At 69.5% G+C, this 22,944-nt stretch carries 21 protein-coding genes; 18 read left to right on the forward strand and 3 right to left on the reverse strand.

Annotation, left to right across the window (positions count from 1 at the left end):
• The first annotated feature begins 79 nt into the window (after window positions 1-79).
• From ACKTT0_RS19270 to flhF, 4 genes are all read left to right on the forward strand, one after another.
• Entirely contained in the window at window positions 80-844 is a 765-nt protein-coding gene (locus tag ACKTT0_RS19270; protein ID WP_407851381.1) for an IclR family transcriptional regulator, read from the forward strand.
• A 109-nt stretch (window positions 845-953) separates the two neighbouring features.
• Window positions 954-2,087 carry a flagellar biosynthesis protein FlhB gene (gene flhB / locus ACKTT0_RS19275; protein WP_407851382.1) on the forward strand — a complete coding sequence of 378 codons (1,134 nt, stop codon included), beginning with the start codon at window positions 954-956 and terminating at the stop codon, window positions 2,085-2,087.
• Window positions 2,088-2,090: 3 nt separating this feature from the next.
• Window positions 2,091-4,205, forward strand: a complete 2,115-nt coding sequence (flhA, locus tag ACKTT0_RS19280; protein WP_407851383.1) for a flagellar biosynthesis protein FlhA — start codon at window positions 2,091-2,093, stop codon at window positions 4,203-4,205.
• Window positions 4,202-6,535: a flagellar biosynthesis GTPase FlhF gene (gene flhF / locus ACKTT0_RS19285; RefSeq protein ID WP_407851384.1), complete on the forward strand. Its 2,334-nt coding sequence runs from the start codon at window positions 4,202-4,204 to the stop codon at window positions 6,533-6,535. The genes flhA and flhF overlap by 4 nt, the downstream gene beginning before the upstream one ends.
• A 34-nt stretch (window positions 6,536-6,569) precedes the next feature.
• Here flhF and ACKTT0_RS19290 read toward each other — a convergent pair whose 3' ends face one another.
• The 3 genes from ACKTT0_RS19290 to flgA form a co-directional block, all read right to left on the reverse strand.
• Window positions 6,570-7,046: a flagella synthesis protein FlgN gene (locus tag ACKTT0_RS19290; protein ID WP_407851385.1), complete on the reverse strand. Its 477-nt coding sequence runs from the start codon at window positions 7,044-7,046 to the stop codon at window positions 6,570-6,572.
• A gap of 10 nt (window positions 7,047-7,056) precedes the next feature.
• Window positions 7,057-7,350 carry a flagellar biosynthesis anti-sigma factor FlgM gene (gene flgM / locus ACKTT0_RS19295; protein WP_407851386.1) on the reverse strand — a complete coding sequence of 98 codons (294 nt, stop codon included), beginning with the start codon at window positions 7,348-7,350 and terminating at the stop codon, window positions 7,057-7,059.
• A 141-nt stretch (window positions 7,351-7,491) separates the two neighbouring features.
• Window positions 7,492-8,196, reverse strand: coding sequence for a flagellar basal body P-ring formation chaperone FlgA (gene flgA, locus ACKTT0_RS19300; RefSeq protein WP_407851387.1), 705 nt, complete (start codon window positions 8,194-8,196; stop codon window positions 7,492-7,494).
• Window positions 8,197-8,368: 172 nt separating this feature from the next.
• On the opposite strand from flgA, the gene flgB reads away from it, so the two are divergent.
• The 14 genes from flgB to ACKTT0_RS19370 all read left to right on the forward strand — a co-directional run bounded on the left by flgB (window position 8,369) and on the right by ACKTT0_RS19370 (window position 22,916).
• Window positions 8,369-8,776 carry a flagellar basal body rod protein FlgB gene (gene flgB, locus ACKTT0_RS19305; RefSeq protein WP_407851388.1) on the forward strand — a complete coding sequence of 136 codons (408 nt, stop codon included), beginning with the start codon at window positions 8,369-8,371 and terminating at the stop codon, window positions 8,774-8,776.
• Between the two features lie 18 nt (window positions 8,777-8,794).
• Window positions 8,795-9,214, forward strand: a complete 420-nt coding sequence (gene flgC / locus ACKTT0_RS19310) for a flagellar basal body rod protein FlgC (protein ID WP_407851389.1) — start codon at window positions 8,795-8,797, stop codon at window positions 9,212-9,214.
• A 19-nt stretch (window positions 9,215-9,233) separates the two neighbouring features.
• Window positions 9,234-9,929, forward strand: coding sequence for a flagellar hook capping FlgD N-terminal domain-containing protein (locus ACKTT0_RS19315; RefSeq protein ID WP_407851390.1), 696 nt, complete (start codon window positions 9,234-9,236; stop codon window positions 9,927-9,929).
• A gap of 77 nt (window positions 9,930-10,006) precedes the next feature.
• Complete coding sequence (gene flgE, locus ACKTT0_RS19320) at window positions 10,007-11,245, forward strand: flagellar hook protein FlgE (RefSeq protein WP_407851391.1); 1,239 nt, start codon at window positions 10,007-10,009, stop codon at window positions 11,243-11,245.
• A gap of 28 nt (window positions 11,246-11,273) precedes the next feature.
• Window positions 11,274-12,032, forward strand: coding sequence for a flagellar basal body rod protein FlgF (locus tag ACKTT0_RS19325; RefSeq protein ID WP_407851392.1), 759 nt, complete (start codon window positions 11,274-11,276; stop codon window positions 12,030-12,032).
• A 57-nt stretch (window positions 12,033-12,089) separates the two neighbouring features.
• The gene (gene flgG / locus ACKTT0_RS19330; protein ID WP_028355542.1) at window positions 12,090-12,875 is read left to right on the forward strand and encodes a flagellar basal-body rod protein FlgG; all 786 of its coding nucleotides are present in this window, start codon (window positions 12,090-12,092) and stop codon (window positions 12,873-12,875) included.
• A complete protein-coding gene (locus ACKTT0_RS19335; protein ID WP_407851393.1) occupies window positions 12,875-13,564 on the forward strand; it encodes a flagellar basal body L-ring protein FlgH in 690 nt (229 codons plus the stop codon). Before flgG ends, ACKTT0_RS19335 begins: the two co-directional genes overlap by 1 nt.
• Before the next feature lie 2 nt (window positions 13,565-13,566).
• A complete protein-coding gene (locus ACKTT0_RS19340) occupies window positions 13,567-14,700 on the forward strand; it encodes a flagellar basal body P-ring protein FlgI (RefSeq protein ID WP_407851394.1) in 1,134 nt (377 codons plus the stop codon).
• 13 nt (window positions 14,701-14,713) lie between these two features.
• On the forward strand, window positions 14,714-15,688 hold the full coding sequence (flgJ, locus tag ACKTT0_RS19345; protein WP_407851395.1) for a flagellar assembly peptidoglycan hydrolase FlgJ: 975 nt from the start codon (window positions 14,714-14,716) through the stop codon (window positions 15,686-15,688).
• A gap of 69 nt (window positions 15,689-15,757) precedes the next feature.
• A complete protein-coding gene (gene flgK / locus ACKTT0_RS19350; protein ID WP_407851396.1) occupies window positions 15,758-17,404 on the forward strand; it encodes a flagellar hook-associated protein FlgK in 1,647 nt (548 codons plus the stop codon).
• 36 nt (window positions 17,405-17,440) lie between these two features.
• Window positions 17,441-18,667: a flagellar hook-associated protein FlgL gene (gene flgL / locus ACKTT0_RS19355; RefSeq protein WP_407851397.1), complete on the forward strand. Its 1,227-nt coding sequence runs from the start codon at window positions 17,441-17,443 to the stop codon at window positions 18,665-18,667.
• A gap of 47 nt (window positions 18,668-18,714) precedes the next feature.
• Window positions 18,715-20,649: a methyl-accepting chemotaxis protein gene (locus ACKTT0_RS19360; RefSeq protein WP_407851398.1), complete on the forward strand. Its 1,935-nt coding sequence runs from the start codon at window positions 18,715-18,717 to the stop codon at window positions 20,647-20,649.
• Window positions 20,650-20,688: 39 nt separating this feature from the next.
• Window positions 20,689-21,102 (forward strand): hypothetical protein, encoded by a 414-nt coding sequence (locus ACKTT0_RS19365; RefSeq protein ID WP_407851399.1) that lies wholly within the window; start codon window positions 20,689-20,691, stop codon window positions 21,100-21,102.
• An 86-nt stretch (window positions 21,103-21,188) separates the two neighbouring features.
• A complete protein-coding gene (locus ACKTT0_RS19370; RefSeq protein WP_407851400.1) occupies window positions 21,189-22,916 on the forward strand; it encodes a methyl-accepting chemotaxis protein in 1,728 nt (575 codons plus the stop codon).
• Window positions 22,917-22,944: the final 28 nt, after the last annotated feature.

Consider the following 22,944-nt stretch of genomic DNA (forward strand, 5'->3'; position numbering starts at 1 on the left):
CCGCATAAATTGGGTCGGTTTACAGTGAAAATCCGATGCCTTAGGATGGGCGCCCCATATAGAGGAAGCATCAAGGGCCATGGCAGAACGGAGTGGCAGTGGCGTTCGCGCGCTGAGTTCGGTATTGAAGACGCTGGCGGTCCTGGATTTGCTGGGCGCGTCGGACCGCCCGCTGAAGCTGGCTGAACTCGTTGCCGCCCAGGGCGGGAACCGGGCGACGGTGTATCAGCGGCTGGTCACGCTGATCGAAGCCGGTTGGGTGGAAGTCGATGAAGACGGCGCCTACCGGCTCACACTGCACGCGGCGCGCGTCGGCGAGGCGGCGTTCGACCAGGCCAGCCTGGGCGAACGCGCCACCGCCGTGCTCCAGGAACTGGTCTATGCCTCCGGCGAGACAGCTTCGCTGGCGGTGATCAGCGGGGCGCAGGTCGTGTTGGCCAAGCGCGTCGAGGCCAAGGGAATGCTGCGGGCCGACGTCCACGTGGGCACGACTTTTTCGCTCGAGATCAGTGCTTCGGGCCGGGTGCTGTCCGCCTACGCCGAGCCGGCGATGCAACAGTACCTGCGGGACCAGGGCGCGGCCTTGCCCGACCCCGGGGTGATGGCCGATGTCGTGGCCCAGGGGTATGCCGTCTCCAGCGGCCTCGAGATTCCCGGCATCCTCGCGCTGGCCGTGCCGGTGCTGAATCGGCTCGGCAAGTGCGTGGCGGCGCTGTCCCTGGTGATGCCCGCCACGCGTTTCGATATCCAGCGGTTGCTCCCTCCCTTGCAGGCCGCCGCGGGCAAGCTCAACAGCCTGCTCGCGGGCGCCGGCCAGGGCGAGGCGGGCAGGGCCGGCGAATAGCGCCGCTTTCCCCCTGTTTCTTGGGTGATCGTCCGGCCGGCCGCACCCCTAGAATCTCGCCGGGCCGCCCGTATCTCGACACGCGCGGGCGGCGGACGACATCCCGAGCATGGCCGACGAAAGCGATCTGGAAAAAACCGAAGCCGCCTCTCCCCGGCGCCTGGAAAAGGCGCGCGAAGAGGGGCAGATCGCGCGTTCGCGCGAGCTGGGCACCTTCATGCTGCTGGCCGCCGGCGTCGGCGGCCTGTGGCTGAGCGGCTCGCTGCTGTATCGCGGCCTGGCCGGCGTATTGCGCGCCGGGCTGGGGTTCGATGCGCGGGTCGGCCGCGATACCGGCGCGATGGTGGCGCAGGCGGTCGACGGCGCCGGCCAGGCGCTGTGGGTGGTGCTGCCGGTTTTCGGCGTCCTGATGGCGGTGGCGGTGCTGGCCAGCGTCTTGCTGGGCGGCTTCGTGTTCTCGTCCAAGCCGCTGCTGCCTGATCTCTCCAAGCTCAGCCCGCTGGCCGGCCTGAAGCGCATGGTGTCGGCACAAACGGCGGTGGAGCTCTTCAAGGCGCTCGCCAAGGCGCTGCTGGTGGGCGGCGTGGCGGCCGTCGTCATCGTCATGCACCAGGACGACATGCTGGCGCTGATGCACGCTGCGCCGACCGAGGCGCTGGTGCGCGCCCTGACGCTGGTGGCGCTGTGCTGCGCGCTGATCGTCGCTTCGCTGGCCTTCATTGTCATGCTGGACGTGCCGTGGCAGGTCTGGAGCCATCTGAAGAAACTGCGCATGTCCAAGGAGGATGTGCGCCAGGAACACAAGGAAAGCGAGGGTGATCCGCACATCAAGGCGCGCATCCGCCAACAGCAGCGCGCCATGGCGCGGCGCCGCATGATGACCGAGGTGCCGCGCGCCGATGTGGTGGTGACCAACCCCACGCACTACGCCGTGGCGCTGTGCTACGCCGAGGGCCAGGCCGCGCCGCGGGTGGTGGCCAAGGGCGCGGGCCTGGTGGCAGCCCGGATCCGCGAGCTGGCCGCCGAGCACCGCGTGCCCCTGCTGGAAGCACCGCCGCTGGCGCGCGCGCTGTATCGGCATGTCGAACTGGGCCAGGAGATTCCCGCGGCGCTGTACACCGCCGTGGCCGAGGTGCTGGCCTGGGTCTTCCAGTTGCGCAGCTGGCGCGCCGGATGGGGCGCCGAACCTCCGGCGCCCGCCGCGCTGGCGGTGCCCGCGGAGCTGGACCCCCAAGGAACCTGACGCATGAGCCAATTGCTATACGCTTTGAAGACCCAGGGCGCGGCCAACGCCCGCCTGCTGGCGGGGCCGGTACTGATCGTCCTGGTGCTGGGCATGATGGTGCTGCCATTGCCCACCTTCCTGCTGGACTTGCTGTTCACCTTCAATATCGCCTTGTCGGTGATGATTCTGCTGGTGGCGATGTTCACGCGCCGGCCGCTCGATTTCGCGGCATTCCCCGCGGTGCTGCTGTTCGCCACGCTGCTGCGCCTGTCGCTGAACGTGGCGTCGACCCGCGTGGTGCTGTTGCATGGCCATACCGGCCCGGACGCGGCCGGCAAGGTGATCGAGGCGTTCGGCCACTTCCTGGTGGGCGGCAATTTCGCCGTGGGGATCATTCTCTTCGTGATCCTCACCATCATCAATTTCATCGTCATTACCAAGGGCGCGGGGCGCATTGCCGAGGTGGGCGCGCGCTTCACGCTCGACGCGATGCCGGGCAAGCAGATGGCCATCGACGCCGACCTCAATGCCGGCCTGATCGGCGAGGACGAGGCCCGCCGGCGGCGCGCCGAAGTCGCCCAGGAGTCGGACTTCTTCGGCTCGATGGACGGCGCCAGCAAATTCGTGCGCGGCGACGCCATTGCCGGCCTGCTCATCATGATCATCAACGTGCTGGCCGGGCTGGTCGTGGGCGTGGCGCAGCACGACATGTCCATGGGCGACGCGGCCCGCACCTATACGCTGTTGACCATCGGCGACGGCCTGGTGGCGCAGATCCCGGCGCTGGTGATCTCGACCGCCGCGGGCGTGGTGGTGTCGCGCGTGGCCACCGACCAGGACGTCGGCCAGCAGATCCTGGCGCAGCTGTTCTCCAATCCCAGCGTGCTGTACCTGACGGCCGCCATCATCGGCATCATGGGCCTGATCCCCAACATGCCCCATGTGGCTTTCCTGACCCTGGCGGCGATCCTCGCGGGTACCGGCTGGGCGCTGCAGCGGCGCGCCCGCGAGGCGGCGCGCAGCGCCAGGCAGCAGCCGTCGCAGGCCGCCGCGCAGGCCCAGGCGGCGGCCGCCGAAGCGAGCTGGGACGACGTATCAATGGTGGATCCGCTCGGCCTGGAAGTCGGCTACCGCCTGATCCCGCTGGTGGATCATGCGCAGAACGGCGAACTGCTGCACCGCATCCGCAGCCTGCGCAAGAAGTTCGCCCAGGATGTCGGCTTCCTGCCGCCGGTCGTGCACATCCGCGACAACCTGGAACTCAAGCCCAATGACTACCGCATTCTGCTGTCGGGCGTCGAAATCGGCCGTGGCGTGGCGATGCCAGGCCAATGGCTGGCGATCGATCCGGGCGGCGTGACGGGCCAGATCCAGGGCACGGCCACTACCGACCCGGCATTCGGCCTGCCGGCGCTGTGGATCGACGGCGGCCAGCGCGACGCGGCGCAAGTGGCCGGCTATACCGTGGTCGACGCCAGCACGGTGGTCGCCACGCACCTGAACCACATGATGCACCGGCATGGCGCCAGCCTGCTGGGCCGGCAGGAAACCCAGCAATTGCTGGATCGCATCGGCGCGGAGGCGCCCAAGCTGGTGGAAGACCTGGTGCCCAAGACGCTGTCGCTTACTACGCTGCAGAAGGTGCTGCAGGGCCTGCTGGACGAGGAAGTGCCGATCCGCGACATGCGTTCCATCGTCGATACGCTGTCCGAGCATGCGCCGCGCCTGGCCGCGCAGGCGCCGGGCGCGGGCGGACAGGCCGACATCGCCGAATTGATCGCCTTGACGCGCCGGGCGCTGGGGCGGGCCATTACGCAGCAATGGTTCCCGGGCGACGGCGAGCTGCGGGTCATCGGGCTGGACGTCAAGCTGGAACGCGTGTTGACGCAGGCACTGACCACCAGCGGCGGGCTGGAGCCGGGACTGGCCGAAACGTTGCTGCGCGAAGCGCAGGCCAGCGTGGCCCGCCAGGAGGCGCAGGGCAACGCGCCGGTGCTGGTGGTCTCGCCGCCCCTGCGCGCGCCGCTGGCGCGCTTCCTGCGCCATCACCTGCCGCAGTTGGGCGTGCTGTCCAATGCCGAGATTCCGGATGAGCGCATGCTGCGGGTGACGGCCCTGATCGGTGCGGGCGCATGAAGATAAGCCGGTTCGTCGGCGCCACCAGCCGTGAAGTGCTGCGGCAGGTGCGCGAAACCCTGGGGCCGGACGCGCTGATCGTCGCCAATCGCAGCGTGCCGGGCGGCGTGGAGGTGCTCGCCACCCTGGAAGAGCCGCCGGCGCCGGCGGCCACGGCCCCGGTGCGCGCCGTGGCCGCCGTCGGAATGTCGCCCGGGGCGGGCGCGCCGGCGGCGGATCCCGCCGCGGCCGGCCTGGAGGCGGCCATCGGCGCCTTGCGCGGCACGCTCGAGAGCCGGCTGGACGGCCTGCTGTGGGGCGGCGCCGAAGGGCCGGGGCGCGAGCCGGTGCGGGCCGGGTTGTTCCGCCTGCTGCTGGATACCGGCTTCAGCGCGCGGCTGGCGCGGGCCATGCTGGAACGCCTGCCCGCCAGCCTGGACGCGCGCGAGGCGCAGGCCTGGGCCCGCAACGAGCTGGTGACGCACCTGCCGGTGCTGGCCTCGGAAGACGACTTGCTGGCCGAGGGCGGCGTCTACGCGCTGGTGGGCCCGACCGGCGTCGGCAAGACCACCACGCTGGCCAAGCTGGCGGCCCGCTGCGTGGCCCGCGAGGGCCGCGAGCAAGTCGCCATGCTCACCACCGACAATTTCCGGATCGGCGCGCTGGAGCAGTTGCAGATCTATGGCCGCCTGATGGGGATTCCGGCCCGCTCGGTCCGGGATATCGCGGAGTTGCGCAGCGCGCTGGCCGAATTGGGCACCCGCAGGATCGTGCTGATCGATACCACCGGAATCAGCCAGCGCGATCGCAATGTGGCGGCGCAGGCCGCGCTGCTGTGCGGCGCCGGCCGTCCGGTGCGGCGCTTGCTGGTGCTCAACGCGGCCAGCCAGGGCGATACGCTGGACGAGGTCGCGCATGCCTATCGCCATGGCGCGGGCGAGGATGTCGCCGGCTGCATTGTCACCAAGGTGGATGAGGCGGTGCGCCTGGGACCGGCGCTGGACACGGCGGTCCGCCATCGCCTGCCGGTCCATTATGTGTCGGTCGGACAGAAGGTGCCGGAAGACCTGGCCCTGGCGCGCGCCGACGAGCTGGTGGATCGCGCCTTCGCCGCGCAGGCGCGCACGCGCGCGCTATATGCGCCCAGCGAAGCCGACATGGCGACCTTGTGGCGCGCGACGGCGCCGGCCGCCGGGGATTCCGCCGCGCAGCGGCGCCGGCATTGGCTGGCCGCGGCCTTGTTGCCCGGCGATTCCGGCCGCGCCGGCGCCGCGCTGGGCGATGCGCTGGCATGGCTCGAAAACGACCTGGCCTGCGCCCAGGCGCGCGCCGCATGGCGCCGGCACGGCGGTTCGGCGCTTGCGACATCTGCGGTTGCGACATCGCCGCCTGCCGCGCCGCTGGCCGCCGTGCGCGGCGCTTTCTCGGCCAGTTGCGATCGTCGCCTGCTGGCACTGCACGGCGCAGTTGCGCTGGGCGCGCGCTGGCGCGGGGCCAGCCTGCAGGCGGGGCTGTTGCTGAGCGACCGTGGCGCCGTCCTGGGCGCTGCCGAAGCCGGACTGCATTGGTCCGCGGCTGTGGCGGCCGTGCCCCGCGTGCCGTCGCGCATCGCCGCGCGCGGCGCCGCAGCGGCGCAGCGGGCGGCGGCCCTGGCGGCGGGCTTGCCTGGCGTGCCGCTGGTCCACATGCTCGACGCGGGCGATGGCCCGCCCTGGCATGCGCTCCCGGCCGGCATGGCCTGGCTGGCGCGCAGCGCCGGCGGGCTGCGGGTGTTGCATGACGATTGCCTCGTCACACTGAACGCCGTCGGCAAGATGCTCGGCTATGTGCCCGCCGGCACGCTGACGGCCGCAAGCGGTGTGCTGTCGCCGCGGCCGGGGCGGGCAGGGCAGGCCGCCGAGGCCGACATCTGGGCTTCCGGCACTGAAGTGACGGTGCCGCGGCGCGGCGGCGTCCCGGTGGCGCTGCGGCTGATCTGCGCGCGGGTGGCCGAGCCCGGCGGCGCGGCGCCGCGCCAGCTGTTCGGCCTGACCAGCCTGTCCGCGGGCGAGGCCGACGCTGTCACGCTGGCCCGCTGGCTGGCATGGCAAGAGCAGGCGCGCCGCGCGTTCCGCGCCATGGCGCAAGCCTGGCAGGCGCTGCCGCAGGAAGCAGCCGTTGCCGACCCGGCCGGCCAGGCCATGCTGGCCGCCCAGCTGGGCGCCGCCTGCTGGCAGCTGGAGCGCGCCCCGGCCGCGCTGGCCATGGAGGCGCCGCTGCGAGGCGCGCTGGCGCACCGGCGGCGCCTTGCCGCCGGCAGCCTGCCGGGCGCGGTGTTGCGCTTGTGGGCGATGCTGGAAATGGCCGCCTGAAAAGCGGCACGTCTTTGCCGGGATGCGCCGGCGGTCAGGCGGCGACGATGCTGCGGCCGCCGTAGCCGGTCCTGGCGCCGCGGCCCTGGGCGTCGTAGGTGCCGGCGCCCGCCAGGCCGCCCAGTTCGCGCAGCGCATCCAGTGATTGCTGGGTGTGGCGCAGGCTGATTTCCACCAGCGCGCGATTGCGGGCATTGCGTTCGCGCGCGATCTCGGCATGCGCCAGCAGCGCCTGCCAGGGCGCTGCCAGCTCCGGGTAGCGGCTTGCGGCCTGTTCGGCGCCGGAGTGGCCGGCTGGCAAGCCCAGCCGCTCCAGCAGCGCATCGCGCCGGTCGCTCAGTGCGACCAGCTGCCGCGCCAGGGTTTCCTTGTGCTGGGTCAGGGCCGGCAGGCGCTCGAACGCGGTACGGTCGGCGAGCGCCGCGGCTTCGGCCTCGAGGGTTTCGGCGAATTCCCGTACCAGGGCGTCTTCGTCGGCCAGGCAGGCCAGCAGGTCGGCGGATGGGGTCATGTCGCGCGGCTTATTTGAGCAGGTCGCGGGCGCTGGCGATCAGGCCATCGGCGATGCGGCCGGCATCGATGCGCAACTGCCCGGAGGCGATGGCATCGCGGATGGCGGCCACACGCTCCACGTCGATGTCGTTGTCGCCGGACTGCAGGGCAAGCAGCTGGCGCGAGGCCGGGCTCAGCGCCACTTCCGCGCTGCGCATGCCCGCCTGGCCGGCGGCGGCCGGCGCGGCGGCGGCAGCGGGCTCGGTCCGTCCACCCAGTGCTTCGGCGCTGAACGGCCGGGAAGAGGGGGAAGCGATCTTCAATATGTTCTCCGCAAGGCAGTGCGCCGGCAGGCGTGTCGCAGGATTCCGGCTCTTGTAGCGATAACGGCGGCGCCGCGCCGAACTTTAGCCCGGCCGGGCGGGGCATGCTCGTGCGCTATCCGGACCGTGTCCTGCGGCATTTTATAGGGTGACTTCGACCAGGGTGGCGCTGCGGACGATGCCGCTGACGATTTGCCCCGATGGCGTGCGGACTTGCACTGCCGCGCCCGGCGGCGCATCGTCGAGCGCTTCGCCTTCGCCGCTGACCACGAAACCGCGTCCTTGCGCCGTGATCCGCACCTGCTGGCCGCGGGTCACGGCCTCGGCGCTGCGCAGCCCCGAGGCGCGGATGGTCTGGCCGGCGGCAATCCGCGAGCGGGCGCGCATGCCGACGATGGCTTGCGCGTCCAGCATGACGCCGCGCGGCAGCGTCACCAGGTCGCCGTCGCGGGGTGCCAGGTCGTCTGGCCGCAGGGCCTGGCCGGCCGGGATCTGGCGGGCGGCCACGTAATACTGGCCCGGCACGCTGACCGTGGCCTGCACGTACAGCGTCCAGGATTGCGGGGCGGCGCAACGCACTCCCACGGTCATGCGCGGGCGCGGCCGCAGCGCCGAGGGCAGGAACGGCAGCAGCTCGGCGCACGCGGGGTGGCGCGCGGCGTCGATGGGGTCGAGCGTGATGGCGGGCGTGCCGGGCAGCGCGGCCAGTTGCTCGCGCAGGTAGTCCTGCGCGACGCGCGCGATCGCGGCGGCGTCGGCCTGGCCGGCCGCGGCCGGGGCGGCGCGCGGATACAGCGCCGCGACCGCCGTCGCCAGTGCGAAGAGGGCACGCGGGAGCGTTTGCATGATGCCAGTCATTTTAGAAGGGGGCGGCGGCGCCCAAGACCCGAATTGCATTGGAAATGACGGGTTGTTTGGTTGATTGTGTTGACGGCGCCGCACCTAAGATGCCGTCATGCAAAAAGCCGGATGGCACGTTGCCCGGCCGGCCCACACATTGCCGCAGGATGCCCCAAGGATGCTAGACAGGCTCAACGAGGATTTTCGCTTCTTCCAGCAGTCGATCGCGCTGCGCGCCCAGCGCCAGGAAGTGCTGTCCTCGAATATCGCCAACGCCGACACGCCCGGCTACAAGGCGCGCGATTTCGATTTCCGGGCCGCCATGCAGGACGCCCTGGAGACGCGCATGCGCCTGCCCGACACCCAGCTGGCGTTGACCTCGGCGCGCCACATCCCGGGCCGGGCGGCGAGCCCGAACCCCGTGGAGCTGCAGTACCGGCTGCCCTATCAGCCGAGCGTGGATGGCAACACCGTGGACATGGACGTCGAGCGGGTGCAGTTCGCCGATAACACGCTGCACTACCAGAGCAGCCTGCAACTGCTGTCCGGCCGCATCCGCTCCATGATGTCGGCCATCCAGGAATAACCCTCTACAGGCCCCGCCATGTCCCTGACCAGCATTTTCGATATCGCCGGCTCGGCCCTGCGCGCCCAGTCGCAGCGCATGAACGTCTCGGCCAGCAACCTGGCCAACGCCGACAGCGCGGTGGGGCCGGACGGGCAGCCGTACCGGGCGCGCCAGGTGGTGTTCCAGGTCGATCCACCGGCCGGCCAGCCCTACGGCCAGGAGATTGGCGGCGTGCGGGTGGCCGGCGTGGTGCAGGACCCGTCGCCGCCCAAGCTCGTCTACGACCCCGCCCACCCGCTGGCCGACGCGCAAGGGTACGTGGCCATGCCGAACGTCGACCCGGTCGCCGAGACGGTCAACATGATCGCCGCCTCGCGTTCCTACCAGGCGAACGTGGAAGTCCTGAATACGGCCAAGCAATTGATGATGAAGACGCTGACCATTGGTCAGTCGTGATATAGGCACGGAGCTCCGGATGACCACCGTCAACAATACCGATCCTACCGCGATGGCGCTGGCGCAGACTGGCGTGAATTCCGCCAGCAGCGCGCAAGGCCTGCAAGACCGCTTCCTGACGCTGCTGGTGACCCAGCTCAAGAACCAGGACCCGCTCAACCCCATGGAGAACGCCGAGCTGACCTCCCAGCTGGCGCAGATTTCCACCGTCGAGGGCATCACCAACCTGAAGAACACCCTGCTGGCCATCAGCGGGCAGATCGACGTGTCGCAATCGATGAACGCGGTGGCGATGATCGGCAAGGGCGTGCTCATTCCCGGCAACAAGATCTCGCTGGGCACCGACGCCGCCGACCCCTCGCAGCGGGTGGCCACGCCTTTCGGCATCGACCTGCAGGGCGATGCCGCCAAGGTCACCGTCAAGATCATGGACGGCTCCGGCGCGGTGGTCCGCACGTTCGAGCTGGGGGCGCAGGAGACCGGCGTCCTGACCCTGGACTGGGACGGCACCAACGACGGCGGACAGGCGCTGACCGACGGCAAATACACCGTGTCCGTCAGCGCGCAGGACGCGGACGGCAAGCTGGTGTCGTCCGAGGCGCTGACGTACGGCAAGGTCAACAGCGTTTCGTATTCCACCGACGGGCTGCGCCTCGACCTGGGGCTGGCCGGCCAGATCAGCATGCTGGACGTGCGCAAGGTGATCGGCGCCTAGGCGCCGGGCCCGGGCGATATTCGCGGCCGGCGCGCCGGCCATTGATTGGACATTCACAGACACCATCGAGAGAAAATATGGGCTTCGGACAAGGATTGAGCGGCCTGAATGCCGCGGCGCAGAACCTGGACGTCATCGGCAACAACATCGCCAACTCCGGCACGGTGGGCTTCAAGTCCGCCTCGGCATCGTTCGCGGATGTCTACGCCAGCTCGCGCGTGGGCCTGGGTGTCAAGGTCAGCGCCATCAACCAGCGATTCACGGTGGGCAACGTCACCGCCACCGGCGGCGAATACGACATCGCCATCGACGGGCCCAAGGGCTTTTTCCGGCTGACGGATTCAAGCGGCGGCGTGTACTACTCGCGCAACGGCGAGTTCCTGGTCGACAAGGATTTCTACCTGGTCAATGCGCAGGGCTATCGCCTGACCGGCTACGCCGCCGGCGCGGTCGGCGCGGCGCCGGTCGACCTGCGCCTGCCGCAGGGCAACATCGCGCCCAACGCCACCACCACCGCCGGCCTGCAGACCAACCTGAACGCCAATGCCGACCCGATCGACCCGGTGGCGACGCCGTTCGACCCGACCCTGGCCTCGACCTACACCGACTCGGTGCCCACCACCGTGTACGACTCGCTGGGCAACGCGCACCAGTTGACCCAGTACTTCGTCAAGCGCGAAGCGGTGGGCGGGCAGAGCGTCTACGACATCTATTACACGCTGGATGGCGAGCCCATGGCGCCCACCGACAACGCCGGCGGCCCCTGGACGACTACCGCGCAACTGACTTTCGATTCCGCCGGCCGCCTGTTGACCACGCCGCCGTCGGTGGACCTGAGCTTCGCCGACCCCGGCGGCGCCACCTCGCCGGCCGAGCCGCTGGCCATCACCATGAGCTACGAGGGCGTCACCCAATACGGCAGCGCCTTCTCGCCCAAGATCACCCAGAACGGCTATTCCAGCGGCGAGTTCTCGGGGTTGTCGATCGGCAAGGACGGCAGCCTGCAGGCCAACTACACCAATGGCGAGACCGCCATCATCGGCACGCTGGCGCTGGCCAATTTCAACAACGTGCAAGGCTTGCAGCCGGTGGGCAACAACGCCTGGGCCGAGACTGCCGAATCGGGCCAGCCGCTGCTCGGCCAGCCGGGCACCAACGGCCTGGCCACCGTGGTGGGCCAGGCGCTCGAGGCGTCCAACGTGGACATGAGCAAGGAGCTTGTCAACATGATCGTCGCGCAACGCACCTACCAGGCCAATGCGCAGACCATCAAGACCCAGGACGAAGTCATGCAGGTGCTGATGAACATGCGCTGATGCGCAACCCGGACGGCACGGAGCAGGCATGGATCGAATCATCTATACCGCCATGAGCGGCGCGGCGCGGATCGGCGAGCACCAGGCCGCGCTGAGCAACAACATGGCCAATGTCAGCACGCCCGGCTTTCGCGAGCAGGTCGCGCTGTACCGGTCGGTGCCGGTGCTGGACGGCACTTCGCTGCCCACCCGGGTATCGTCGGTGACCGCCACCCCGGGCAGCAACTTCGCGCTGGGCAACATGCAGACCACCGGCCGGGCGCTCGACGTGGCGATCGCCGGCCCGGGCTGGCTGGCGATCCAGACCCCGCAGGGCGAAGCCTATACCCGCGCGGGCGATCTGCGCGTGGGGGTCGATGGCCTGCTGCAGACCGCCCAGGGGCAGCCGGTGTTGTCGGACCAGAACGGCGTGATCGACGTGCCGGAACTGGCCACGCTGACCATCGCGAGCGACGGCACCATTACCGCCGTGGGCGCGGGCGACCCGCCCAACAATATCCTGAACCTGGGGCGCCTGAAGCTGGTCAGCCCGCCCGAGCAGGCATTGCAGCGCGGCGACGACGGCGTGTTCCGCCTGGCGCAGGCTGGCGGCCAGCCGGCCCCGCCGCTGCCCGCCGACCCCGCGCTGCGCGTCACGCCGGGCGTGCTGGAAGGCAGCAACGTCAGCCCGGTCAAGGCCATGGTGGGCATGATCGAGAACGCCCGCCGTTTCGAAATGCAGATGCAGGTCATCAGCGAGGCGGACAAGAACGCCGAGCGCGCCAACGGGCTGTTGTCGGTTGGCTGATCCCTTGTTTTTTCGCGCCGGGCGGACCGAAGCCGCGCCGCGCCAGGAGTTTTCATCATGATGCGTTCGCTGTGGATCGCCAAGACGGGCCTGGAAGGCCAGCAGACTTCCATGGACGTGATTTCCAACAACCTGGCCAATGTCCAGACCAACGGCTTCAAGCGCGGCCGGGCAGTGTTCCAGGACTTGATGTACCAGACGCTGCGCCAGCCGGGCGCCCAGGTGGGCGACGGCAACCAGTTGCCGACCGGCCTGCAGCTCGGCACGGGCGTGCGGGTGGCGTCCACCGAGCGGGTGTTCTCGCAAGGGAACATGAACAATACCGGCGGCGAGCTGGACATCGCGATCGAGGGCAAGGGCTTCCTGGAAGTGGAGCTGCCGGACGGCACGCCGGCCTATACCCGCGACGGCGCCCTGCAGCTGGACCAGAACGGCCAGCTGACGACAGCCGGCGGCTACGTGATCCAGCCGCCGATCAATGTGCCTGACAACGCGCTGTCGCTGACCATCGGCAAGGACGGCACGGTGTCGGTCACCCAGCCCGGCGCGGCCGGCGTCAACGTGGAGATCGGCCAGCTGCAGCTGGCCACTTTCATCAATCCGCCGGGGCTGCAGAGCATTGGCGAGAATCTCTACCTGGAGACCGACTCGTCGGGTCCGGCCAACGTGCTGGAGCCGGGCATCGATGGCGCCGGCTCGATCCTGCAGCAGTACGTCGAGACCTCGAACGTCAATGTGGCCGAGGAGCTGGTCAACATGATCACCACGCAGCGCGCGTACGAGATGAACAGCAAGGCTGTCAAGACCTCGGATGAGATGCTGGCCCGCCTGACCCAGCTGTGATGCCCATGTCCTTGTTGCGTCTGTCGGCTGCCGCGCTGCTGGCGGCGGCCGCCGCGGGTTGCGCGATGATCCCGCCCGAGCCCATCGTGACCGGGCCGGTGACGGCGCCGCCGCCTGCGCCGCCGCCGCCGTCGGCGCAGCCCAACGGCTCCATCTACCAGCCGCGCGTGTACGGCAACTATCCCTTGTTCGAGGACCGCCGGCCGCGCAATGTGGGCGACATCGTCACCATCGTGCTCAACGAGAAGACCAATGCCGCCAAGAACGTCGCCACCACCACCGAGCGCAACGGCAGCGCCGGCCTGACCGTGGCCGCCGCGCCTGGTTTCATGGACAGCTGGGCCAATGCCAAGCTCGACAGCGACCTGTCGGGCGCCAACGAATCTTCCGGCAAGGGCGATTCGCGCGCCAACAACACCTTCACGGGCACCATCACCACGACCGTGATCGGCGTGCTGCCCAACGGCAACCTGCAGGTCGCCGGCGAAAAGCAGATCGCCATCAACCGGGGCAGCGAGTATGTACGCTTCTCGGGGGTGGTCGACCCGCGTTCCATCACCGGCGCCAATTCCGTCTCGTCCACCCAGGTGGCCGATGCCCGTATCGAATACCGCAGCAAGGGCGTCATGGACGAAGTGCAGACCATGGGCTGGCTGCAACGCTTCTTCCTGATCGCCTCGCCGTTCTGACCATGAGTTCCTCGCATCGTTTCTTCGCACTGTTGTGCCGGCTGGGCCAGGTCGTCGCGGCCGTCGCGCTCGTGGCCGCCGCGCCGGCGCAGGCCGAGCGCATCAAGGACCTGGCCTCGATACAGGGCGTGCGCGGCAACCCGCTGATCGGCTACGGCCTGGTGGTGGGACTGGACGGCAGCGGCGACCAGGTGCGCCAGACTCCGTTCACCCAGCAGAGCCTGACCAACATGCTGTCGCAACTGGGCATTACAGTACCGCCCGGCAGCAATATGCAGCTCAAGAACGTGGCGGCGGTCATGGTGACCGCCACGCTGCCGGCGTTCGCCCGGCCGGGCCAGCGGCTCGACGTGGTGGTGTCCTCGATGGGCAACGCCAAGAGCCTGCGCGGCGGCACGCTGCTGATGACGCCGCTCAAGGGGGCCGACAGCCAGGTGTATGCCATCGCGCAGGGCAATATCCTGGTGGGCGGGGCGGGCGCGTCGGCCGGCGGCTCCAGCGTGCAGATCAACCAGCTCAATGGCGGCCGCATCAACGACGGCGCGGTGGTCGAGCGCGCCGTGCCGACCACCTTCGCGCAGGACGGCACCATCTACCTGGAGATGGACCTCACCGACTTCGGCACCACGCAGAATGTGGTGGCCGCGCTGAACCGCCAGTTCGGCGCCGGCACCGCACAAGCCGTCGACGGCCGCGTGGTGCAGGTGCGCGGGCCGCTCGAGCCGTCGGCGCAGGCGGCGTTCCTGGCCAAGGTCGAGAACCTGCAGGTGCGGCGCGCGCCGGCCACGGCCAAGGTCATCATCAATGCCCGCACCGGCTCGGTGGTGATGAACCAGACGGTGATGATCGAGGAAGCCGCGGTCGCCCACGGCAATCTGTCGGTCATCATCAACCGTCAGACCATGGTGTCGCAGCCCGACACGCCGTTCGGCGGCGGCCAGACCGTGGTGGTGCCCAATACGCAGATCGAAGTGCGGCAGGACGATGGCGCGCTGCACAGGCTGCGGACCAGCGCGAACCTGGCCGACGTGGTCAGGGCGCTCAACGCGCTGGGCGCGACCCCGCAGGACCTGCTGGCCATCCTGCAGGCCATGAAGTCGGCCGGCGCGCTGCGCGCCGAGCTCGAGATCATCTAGGCAGGCGCTGGAAATGGCATTCGTCAGCTATACGCCGCGCCCCGGGGCCCAGCAGTCGGTATTCGACCTGGGCCGGCTGGCGGATATCCGGCGCGGCGTGGCGGCCGACCCGCGCGACGGCGCCGCCCGCCAGCAGGTGGCCACCCAGGTCGAGGCGCTGTTCCTGCAGATGATGCTCAAGCGCATGCGCGAGGCCGGGCCGAAGAGCGGGCTGTTCGACTCCGAGCAGACCCAGATGCTGCGGGCCATGGCCGATGAGCAGCTGGCCTTGCAGCTGGCCACCCCCGGCGTGGGACTGGCCCAGGCGCTGCTGCGCCAGATGCGGCAAGAGGGCGGCACCGACGCGGCGCTCGATGGCGGCGCCGCGCCGGCGGAGGCGCTCGCCCCGGCCGCCGGCCAGCCCGGCGCGCCGCAGGAGCCGTCGCGCCAGGTCGCCGCGCTGCTGGAGGTGTTGCACGACAGCCGGGCGCGCGACCGTGGGCTGGCCGCCGCCGGGGGCGCACCGCCGCATGTCATCGACTTCGTCGCGCGCATGGCCGGGCCGGCGCGCGACGCCGCCCGGCAAAGCGGCCTGCCGGCCCGCCTGATCCTGGGCCAGGCGGCCCTGGAATCGGGGTGGGGCCGGCGCGAGCTCAAGTTCGAGGACGGCAGCACCAGCTATAACCTGTTCGGCATCAAGGCCGGCGCGAGCTGGAACGGCAAGGTGGTCGAGGTCCTGACCACCGAATACCAGGACGGCGTGGCGCGCAAGGTGGTGCAGCCGTTCCGCGCTTACGGGTCGTACAAGGAATCGTTTGCCGATTACGCGCGCCTGATCGGCGGCAGTCCCCGCTACGCCGCGGTGACCGAGGCGCGCGACGAAATCGAGGCCGCCCGCCGCATCCAGGATGCCGGCTATGCCACCGACCCCGCCTATGCGGAGAAGCTGATCGCCGTCATGGGGCAGTTGCGCGGCCGCGGCGCCGCGGTTTTTTCCGATGCGCGCTAAATCCGCGGGTGCGCCTGCCGTTAACCCGGTATCTGGACCGGATGCGGTTTTCTACGGGATATCGGCAGCATGAATCTGTACAACTTGGCGCTCACCGGGCTCAATGCCTCCCAGGCGGGGCTGGAAGTCACCAGCCACAACATCAACAATGCGGCCAACCCCGGCTACAGCCGCCAGCGGGTGATGACATCGACGGCCGGCGCCATGGCCACCGGGCAGGGTTTCTTCGGACGCGGCGTGCAGGTCGACACCGTCAAGCGGCAGTACGACAGTTTCCTCTACCGCCAGATGGTGGGGGCGCAGGGCACCGGCGCACAGCTGGGCACGCACTACGATCAACTGTCGCAGATCAACAACCTCTTCGCCGACCGCACGGCCGGCATCACGCCGGCCCTGGAAGGCTTTTTCGCCAGCCTGAATGCCGGCGCCAGCAGCCCGGCCGACCCCGCCGTGCGCCAGGACCTGATCGGCAAGAGCAATTCCCTGGTCACCCAGATCAACACCGCTTACCGCGAGCTGCAGAATCTGCGCGAAGGCGTGAACACGCAGATCTCCACCACGGTGGCGCAGGTCAACAGCTACCTCGAGCGCATCAACGACCTGAACCAGCAGATCGTGGTGGCGCAGGGCAAATCGGGCCACGCCCCGAATGACCTGCTGGACCAGCGCGACCTGGCCTTGTCGGAGTTGAACCAGCTCGTCGGCATCCGCTATTACGAGCAGGGCAATAGCCTGAATATCACCCTGCAGAGCGGCCAGACGCTGCTGTCGGGCACCACCGTGTATCCGCTGGCCGCCGTGCAATCGGCCAGCGACCCCACCCGCATGGCGCTGGCGTACTCGCTGCCGGCCGGTTCCGGGTCGACCATCCAGGTGGAGCTGGACGACAGCGAAGTGGCGGGCGGCAAGCTGGCGGGTTTTCTGCGCTTTCGCAGCGAGTCGCTCGACGCCGTGCAGGACCAGCTCGGCCAGTTGGCGGTGGGCCTGGCGCTGGCCTTCAATGCCCAGCACGAGGCGGGCCTGGATCTCAACGGCGACCCGGGCCAGGCCATGTTCGGCCTTGGCAACCCGGCGGCGATTCCCAAGGCCGGCAACACCGGCGACGGTGCGCTGACGGCCACCTTCACCGACGCCAGCGCGGTGCGGGCCAGCGCCTACGACATCGTTTTCGACGGCACCCAGTACCAGGTCACGCGGCGTTCGGATGGCGTCACCCAGACGCTGACGCCCAGCGGCACCCCGCCGACCATCGCCTTCGACGGCATGTCGCTGGAGCTGGGCGGCACGCCCATGGCGGGCGACACCTGGACCCTGCAGGCGACCCGCGACGCCGCGCGCGACCTGGACATGCTGATCACCGACCCGGCCAAGATCGCGCTGGCCGATGCCGCGGGCGGCAGCACCAACGGCGCCAATGGCCTGTTGCTGGCCAAGTTGCAGACCGAGCGGGTGCTGGCGGGGGGCACGCTCAGCCTGAGCGGGCAGTTCTCGCAGTTGATCAACAACGTGGGCGTGCAGACCCAGCAGGTCAAGACCGCCACCGAGGCGCAGGGCAACCTGATCACGCAGCAAGCCTCGGCCTATCTGTCGGTTTCCGGGGTCAACCTGAACGAAGAATACGTAAACCTGACGATCTACCAGGAACAGTACCAGGCCAGCGCCAAGATACTGGACGTGGCGAGCACGGTGTTCGACACCTTGCTGGGCCTGCGCTGATCGCCGCGTGATTGACAAGAATCCGGAGCTTTCCCCATGCGCCTGAGCACTTCTTTGATCTACCAGAACGGCCTGAACGGCATCCTCAAGCAGGAGGCGACGCTGTCGCGGCTGCAGGAGCAGCTCGCCAGCGGCCGCCGCGTGCTGACGCCGGCCGACGATCCGCTGGCGGCGTCGCTGTCGGTGAACCTGTCGCAGACTTCCAGCATGAACGCCACCTACGCGGCCAACCGCAATGCGGCCAAGCAGACGCTGGGCCTGGAAAGCAACGCGCTCGGCTCGGTCGTGACGACGCTGCAGTCCATCCTGCAGCGCGTGGTGCAGGCTGGCGGCACGCTCAGCGATTCCGACCGCCAGGCGCTGGTGACCGAATTGCAGAGTTCGCGCGAACAGCTGGTGGGCCTGGCCAATTCCACCGACGGCAACGGTCAGTTCCTGTTTTCCGGCCATGACGGCTTTGCGCAGCCCGTCACGCTCAATAGCGACGGGAGCGTCACTTACGCGGGCGACAGCGGCCAGCGCATCATCCAGGTCGACCAGAGCCGCCAGATGGCGGGCAGCGACGTCATCGCCGACATCTTCGGCAAGGCCGCGAGCGGCTCCATGGCATACATCATCCGGGCCGATGGCGCCAACACCGGCACGGGCCAGTTCAGTTCGGTGTCGTTCGGCGCGCCCGGCGCCGGCAACAACGTCGGCCGGGATTTCACCATCAGCTTCTCGGACATCGGCGGCGTGCTGCACTACACCGCCGACACGGTGCCGCCGTCGACTCCGCCGGCCGCGCCGGTTCCCTATGCCGATGGCGAGACCATCGACATGGGCGGCGTGACGGTCAAGATGAACGGCCAGCCCGCCGCGGGCGACACCTATACGGTGGAAACCGCCAAGGACTCGAACATGGACATGTTCCAGACGCTGGACGACCTGATCGATACCCTGGGCCGTTCCGCCGAGAACGATCCGGCCGCCGCGGCCGCCATCAACAACATGCTGGCAACCGCCAACAAGAAGCTCTCGCTGACGCTCGACAACGTCTTGACCGTGCAGGCGTCGGTCGGCGCCCGCCTGAACGAGCTGGACGCGCTGGACGCCGTGGGTTCGCAGCGCACCCTGGCCTATACCAAGCAGCTTTCCAACCTGGAGGACGTGGACGTGTACTCGGTCACATCCGAGCTGCTGCTGCGCAAGGTGGCGCTGGACGCGGCCGCGGCATCGTTCTCGACCATCCAGGGTTCCAGCTTGTTCAGCCGCGGCCGTTAAAGCGCTGGCCACGGCGCTTTGCCATTCATCTGAAGAAACGCTCCATCATGTTGTCCAATTTGAAAGTACGCACCGGCATGGCCCTGGTGCTGGGTGCATTCCTGCTGGCGCTGCTGTTTTCCAACGCGGCCGGCTGGCTGGCCATGTATTCCAGCAACGACAAGCTCGACCGCGTCAACTCGGTGTACTCGTTCCAGGCGGTGCCGGTGTACAGCGCTTACACGCTGCTGCAGCGCTCGCGCCTGGATCTCGCCGCCGCCATGATCGAAATGCAGGAAGGCCGCTCGCGCGAGTCCAGCCAGTTCCTGGGCCGGGCGCGTGACCGCGACGAGGCGGCGTCGCAGACCATCGCGGCGTTCATGAAAATCGAGAGACAGGGTGAACTGGCGGACAAGGCCGCGGCGGTGCAGGCGGCCTACCAGGGCTACGCCGGCCAGTCGCGCCGGCAGATGGATGCGCTGGCGCGACAGGACGTGCGCGGATTCATCGGCCTGAACGCCGCCTTGCAGGAGCAGGGCGCGCGTTTCGACGAGGCCGTGACCGCGTACCTGGCATATGTCGATACGCGGACCAACGACCTGGTGGCACAGGCCGACGCCGACTACACGCTATCGCAGCGCGTTTCGGCCGTGATGGTCGCGCTGTCGCTGGTATTGGCCGTGGTGTGCTGGACCTTCATGCAGCGCAGCGTGCTGCGCCCGCTGCGCCATGCCGGGCAGCATTTCGACAAGATCGCGGCGGGCGACCTGACGGCGCGGGTCGAGGTGCGCAACAGCAACGAGATCGGCCAGTTGTTCGCGGCGCTCAAGCGCATGCAGGAGAACCTGGCGCGCACGGTGTCGCAGGTGCGGCGCGGGGTGGACGAGATCAACGTGGGCGCGCGCGAGATCTCGGCGGGCAACACGGACCTGAGCAGCCGCACCGAGCAGCAGGCGGCCTCGCTGGAAGAGACGGCGGCCTCGATGGAGGAGCTGGCCTCGACGGTCAAGCAGAACGCGGACAACGCGCGCCAGGCGAACCAGCTGGCGGCCAGCGCCTCGGACGTGGCCGAGCGGGGCGGGTCGGCGGTCTCGGAGGTGGTGAGCACGATGGAGGGCATCTCGGCGAGCTCGCGCAAGATCTCGGAGATCGTGTCGGTGATCGACGGGATCGCGTTCCAGACCAACATCCTGGCGCTGAACGCGGCGGTGGAGGCGGCGCGGGCGGGCGAGCAGGGCAAGGGCTTCGCGGTGGTGGCCGGCGAGGTGCGTTCGCTGGCGCAGCGCAGCGCGCAGGCGGCCAAGGAGATCAAGGTGCTGATCGAGGACTCGGTGAGCAAGGTGGGCACCGGTTCGCAGCAGGTCGAGCGGGCGGGCGCGACGATGCAGGAGATCGTGGCGTCGGTCAAGCGGGTGACGGACATCATGGGGGAGATTTCGGCGGCCTCGGAGGAGCAGTCGGGCGGGATCGACCAAGTGAACCGTGCGGTGTCGCAGATGGACGAGGTGACGCAGCAGAACGCGGCGCTGGTGGAAGAGGCGGCGGCTGCGGCGGGCTCGCTGCAGGAGCAGGCGCAGCGGCTGGCCGAGGCGGTGTCGGTGTTCAAGATCAACGCCGGCGAAGTCATCGAGGTGCCGGCGCGGCAGTTGGCCGGCCAGCATGTCCCGCGCGTGGGGGAAGCGCAGCACCGCGGCGGGGCGGCCGAGCGCGCGCCGCAGGCCGCGGCGCCGGCGCCCGCGCCCGCCACGCGCCGCCTGGCGGCCGGGACCGCGACGGAGCCGGCGCGCGAGGCGCGTGCGCAGGCGCCGCGAGAATCCGCGCCGTCTGAGGACGCGGTCGAGCCGCCGGCGCGGCGCGCGGTCGCGGCCAAGCCGTTGCCCGCCGGCGCGAGCGCGGCCCGCCCGGCCCGCCGTCCGGCCCCGGCCGGGGCGCCCGCCTCGGCGCTGCCCGCCGCGGCCGCCGCGCGCCGGCCGGCGGCGGACGACGACTGGGAGTCTTTCTGACATGGCGGGCGGCCGGGCGGATGGGCGATGGCCATGGGCATGAAGGCGCTATTGCTGGGGCTGGGCGCGGCCGTGGCGCTGGCCGGCTGCTCGACCTCCGGAAACAATTTCGATCCCGGCGCTTTGTCGATGTTGACGCCGGGAGAGTCGACACTGCAGGAAGCCGCCTATGCGCTGGGCGCGGCGCCTGTGGCGTTGTACGGCCAGGGCGATGGCGGCGCGTTGGCGCTGTGGTCGTTCAAGGCAACGTTCGTGACCGATGGCCTGTACAGCCGCAAGCAAGCCTTGCTGCAGTTCGGTCCGGACGGCAGGCTGGTGCGCCTGGTGGATACGACCAATCTCCTGCTGGAGCCATGGGAGCGGCGCAAGCTGCTCGGTCCGGCGCCCGAGCGCCTGGACGGCCCGGCGGGCGCGCCCTGGTCGATACCCGTGCCGGCCGCGCCTATGCAATAAGCGCCACGGCGTGACCCGCCGAGGCCGATAAAGCGCCGGCCCGCGTCGGCGCGAATACTTGTGCGAGCATCCCGACGGAGAAAATCATGGAAGCGAGTTACGACACTGCCGGCGCCAAGCTGGCCAAGCCCAAGAAGCGGGCGCGGGCGCCCAGGCAGAAGCGCTCCTGGAAGATCCGCGATGCCCGCGTGGGCACATTGCTGCTGGTGGTGATGGCGTTCTTCGCGCTGCTGATCGCGGCGGTCGGCGCCCTGGCGGCGTATTTCCTGCAGACCAACTACGATGCGATCCGCCGCATCAACGACCTGACCGAGCGGGCCAAGCAGGTCGAGATCATCAACAGCGACATGTTGCGTGCCCGGGTGGACTTGATGGTGGCGGCGCGCTACCTGCAAGAGTCCGGCTGGGGCAGCGGCGAGAACTCGGCCAAATCCGCCAAGGAGGCGCTCGACGGCGCTACCGACCGGCTGGATGGCGTGCGCAAGCGCTTTGCCGATTTCCAGAAGAACATGCTGGAAGACGACAGCGGCCGCCGGCTGTCGATGAACCTGGTGCGCCGCTATCGGGCCTATATCGACGATGGCGTCGACACCATGGTGGAAGCGCTGCGCAGCGAGGACTATTCCACTTTCTACATGGTGAACAATGAGTACGGCACGCCGCGCAGCGCCACCTTCATCGAGGCGATCGCCGAGTTCGACCAGTACATCCAGGAACAGCAGCGCGCCAATGTGGCCGCGGCGCATCGCAACTTCGAGCGCGCCGTGCTGGCGGTCGGCGTGGCGGTGATCCTGGCCCTGGTGCTGATGGTGATGGCGCGCCTGGTGTTCGGCCGCCTGGTGGTGCGCCCGCTGATCGACGCCGGGCAGCACTTCGACAAGATCGCGGCGGGCGACCTGACGGCGCGGGTCGAGGTGCGCAACAGCAACGAGATCGGCCAGTTGTTCGCGGCGCTCAAGCGCATGCAGGAGAACCTGGCGCGCACGGTGTCGCAGGTGCGGCGCGGGGTGGACGAGATCAACGTGGGCGCGCGCGAGATCTCGGCGGGCAACACGGACCTGAGCAGCCGCACCGAGCAGCAGGCGGCCTCGCTGGAAGAGACGGCGGCCTCGATGGAGGAGCTGGCCTCGACGGTCAAGCAGAACGCGGACAACGCGCGCCAGGCGAACCAGCTGGCGGCCAGCGCCTCGGACGTGGCCGAGCGGGGCGGGTCGGCGGTCTCGGAGGTGGTGAGCACGATGGAGGGCATCTCGGCGAGCTCGCGCAAGATCTCGGAGATCGTGTCGGTGATCGACGGGATCGCGTTCCAGACCAACATCCTGGCGCTGAACGCGGCGGTGGAGGCGGCGCGGGCGGGCGAGCAGGGCAAGGGCTTCGCGGTGGTGGCCGGCGAGGTGCGTTCGCTGGCGCAGCGCAGCGCGCAGGCGGCCAAGGAGATCAAGGTGCTGATCGAGGACTCGGTGAGCAAGGTGGGCACCGGTTCGCAGCAGGTCGAGCGGGCGGGCGCGACGATGCAGGAGATCGTGGCGTCGGTCAAGCGGGTGACGGACATCATGGGGGAGATTTCGGCGGCCTCGGAGGAGCAGTCGGGCGGGATCGACCAAGTGAACCGTGCGGTGTCGCAGATGGACGAGGTGACGCAGCAGAACGCGGCGCTGGTGGAAGAGGCGGCGGCTGCGGCGGGCTCGCTGCAGGAGCAGGCGCAGCGGCTGGCCGAGGCGGTGTCGGTGTTCAAGATCAACGCCGGCGAAGTCATCGAGGTGCCGGCGCAGCAACTGACCGGGTACACGGCGCCGATGGTGGCGCAGGCCTGACGCGCGCGACCGCAGGCCGGGGGAACCG

The sequence above is a fragment of the Bordetella saccharivorans genome, from assembly GCF_045862855.1.
In the GTDB taxonomy this organism is placed as follows: domain Bacteria; phylum Pseudomonadota; class Gammaproteobacteria; order Burkholderiales; family Burkholderiaceae_B; genus Bordetella_A; species Bordetella_A petrii_F.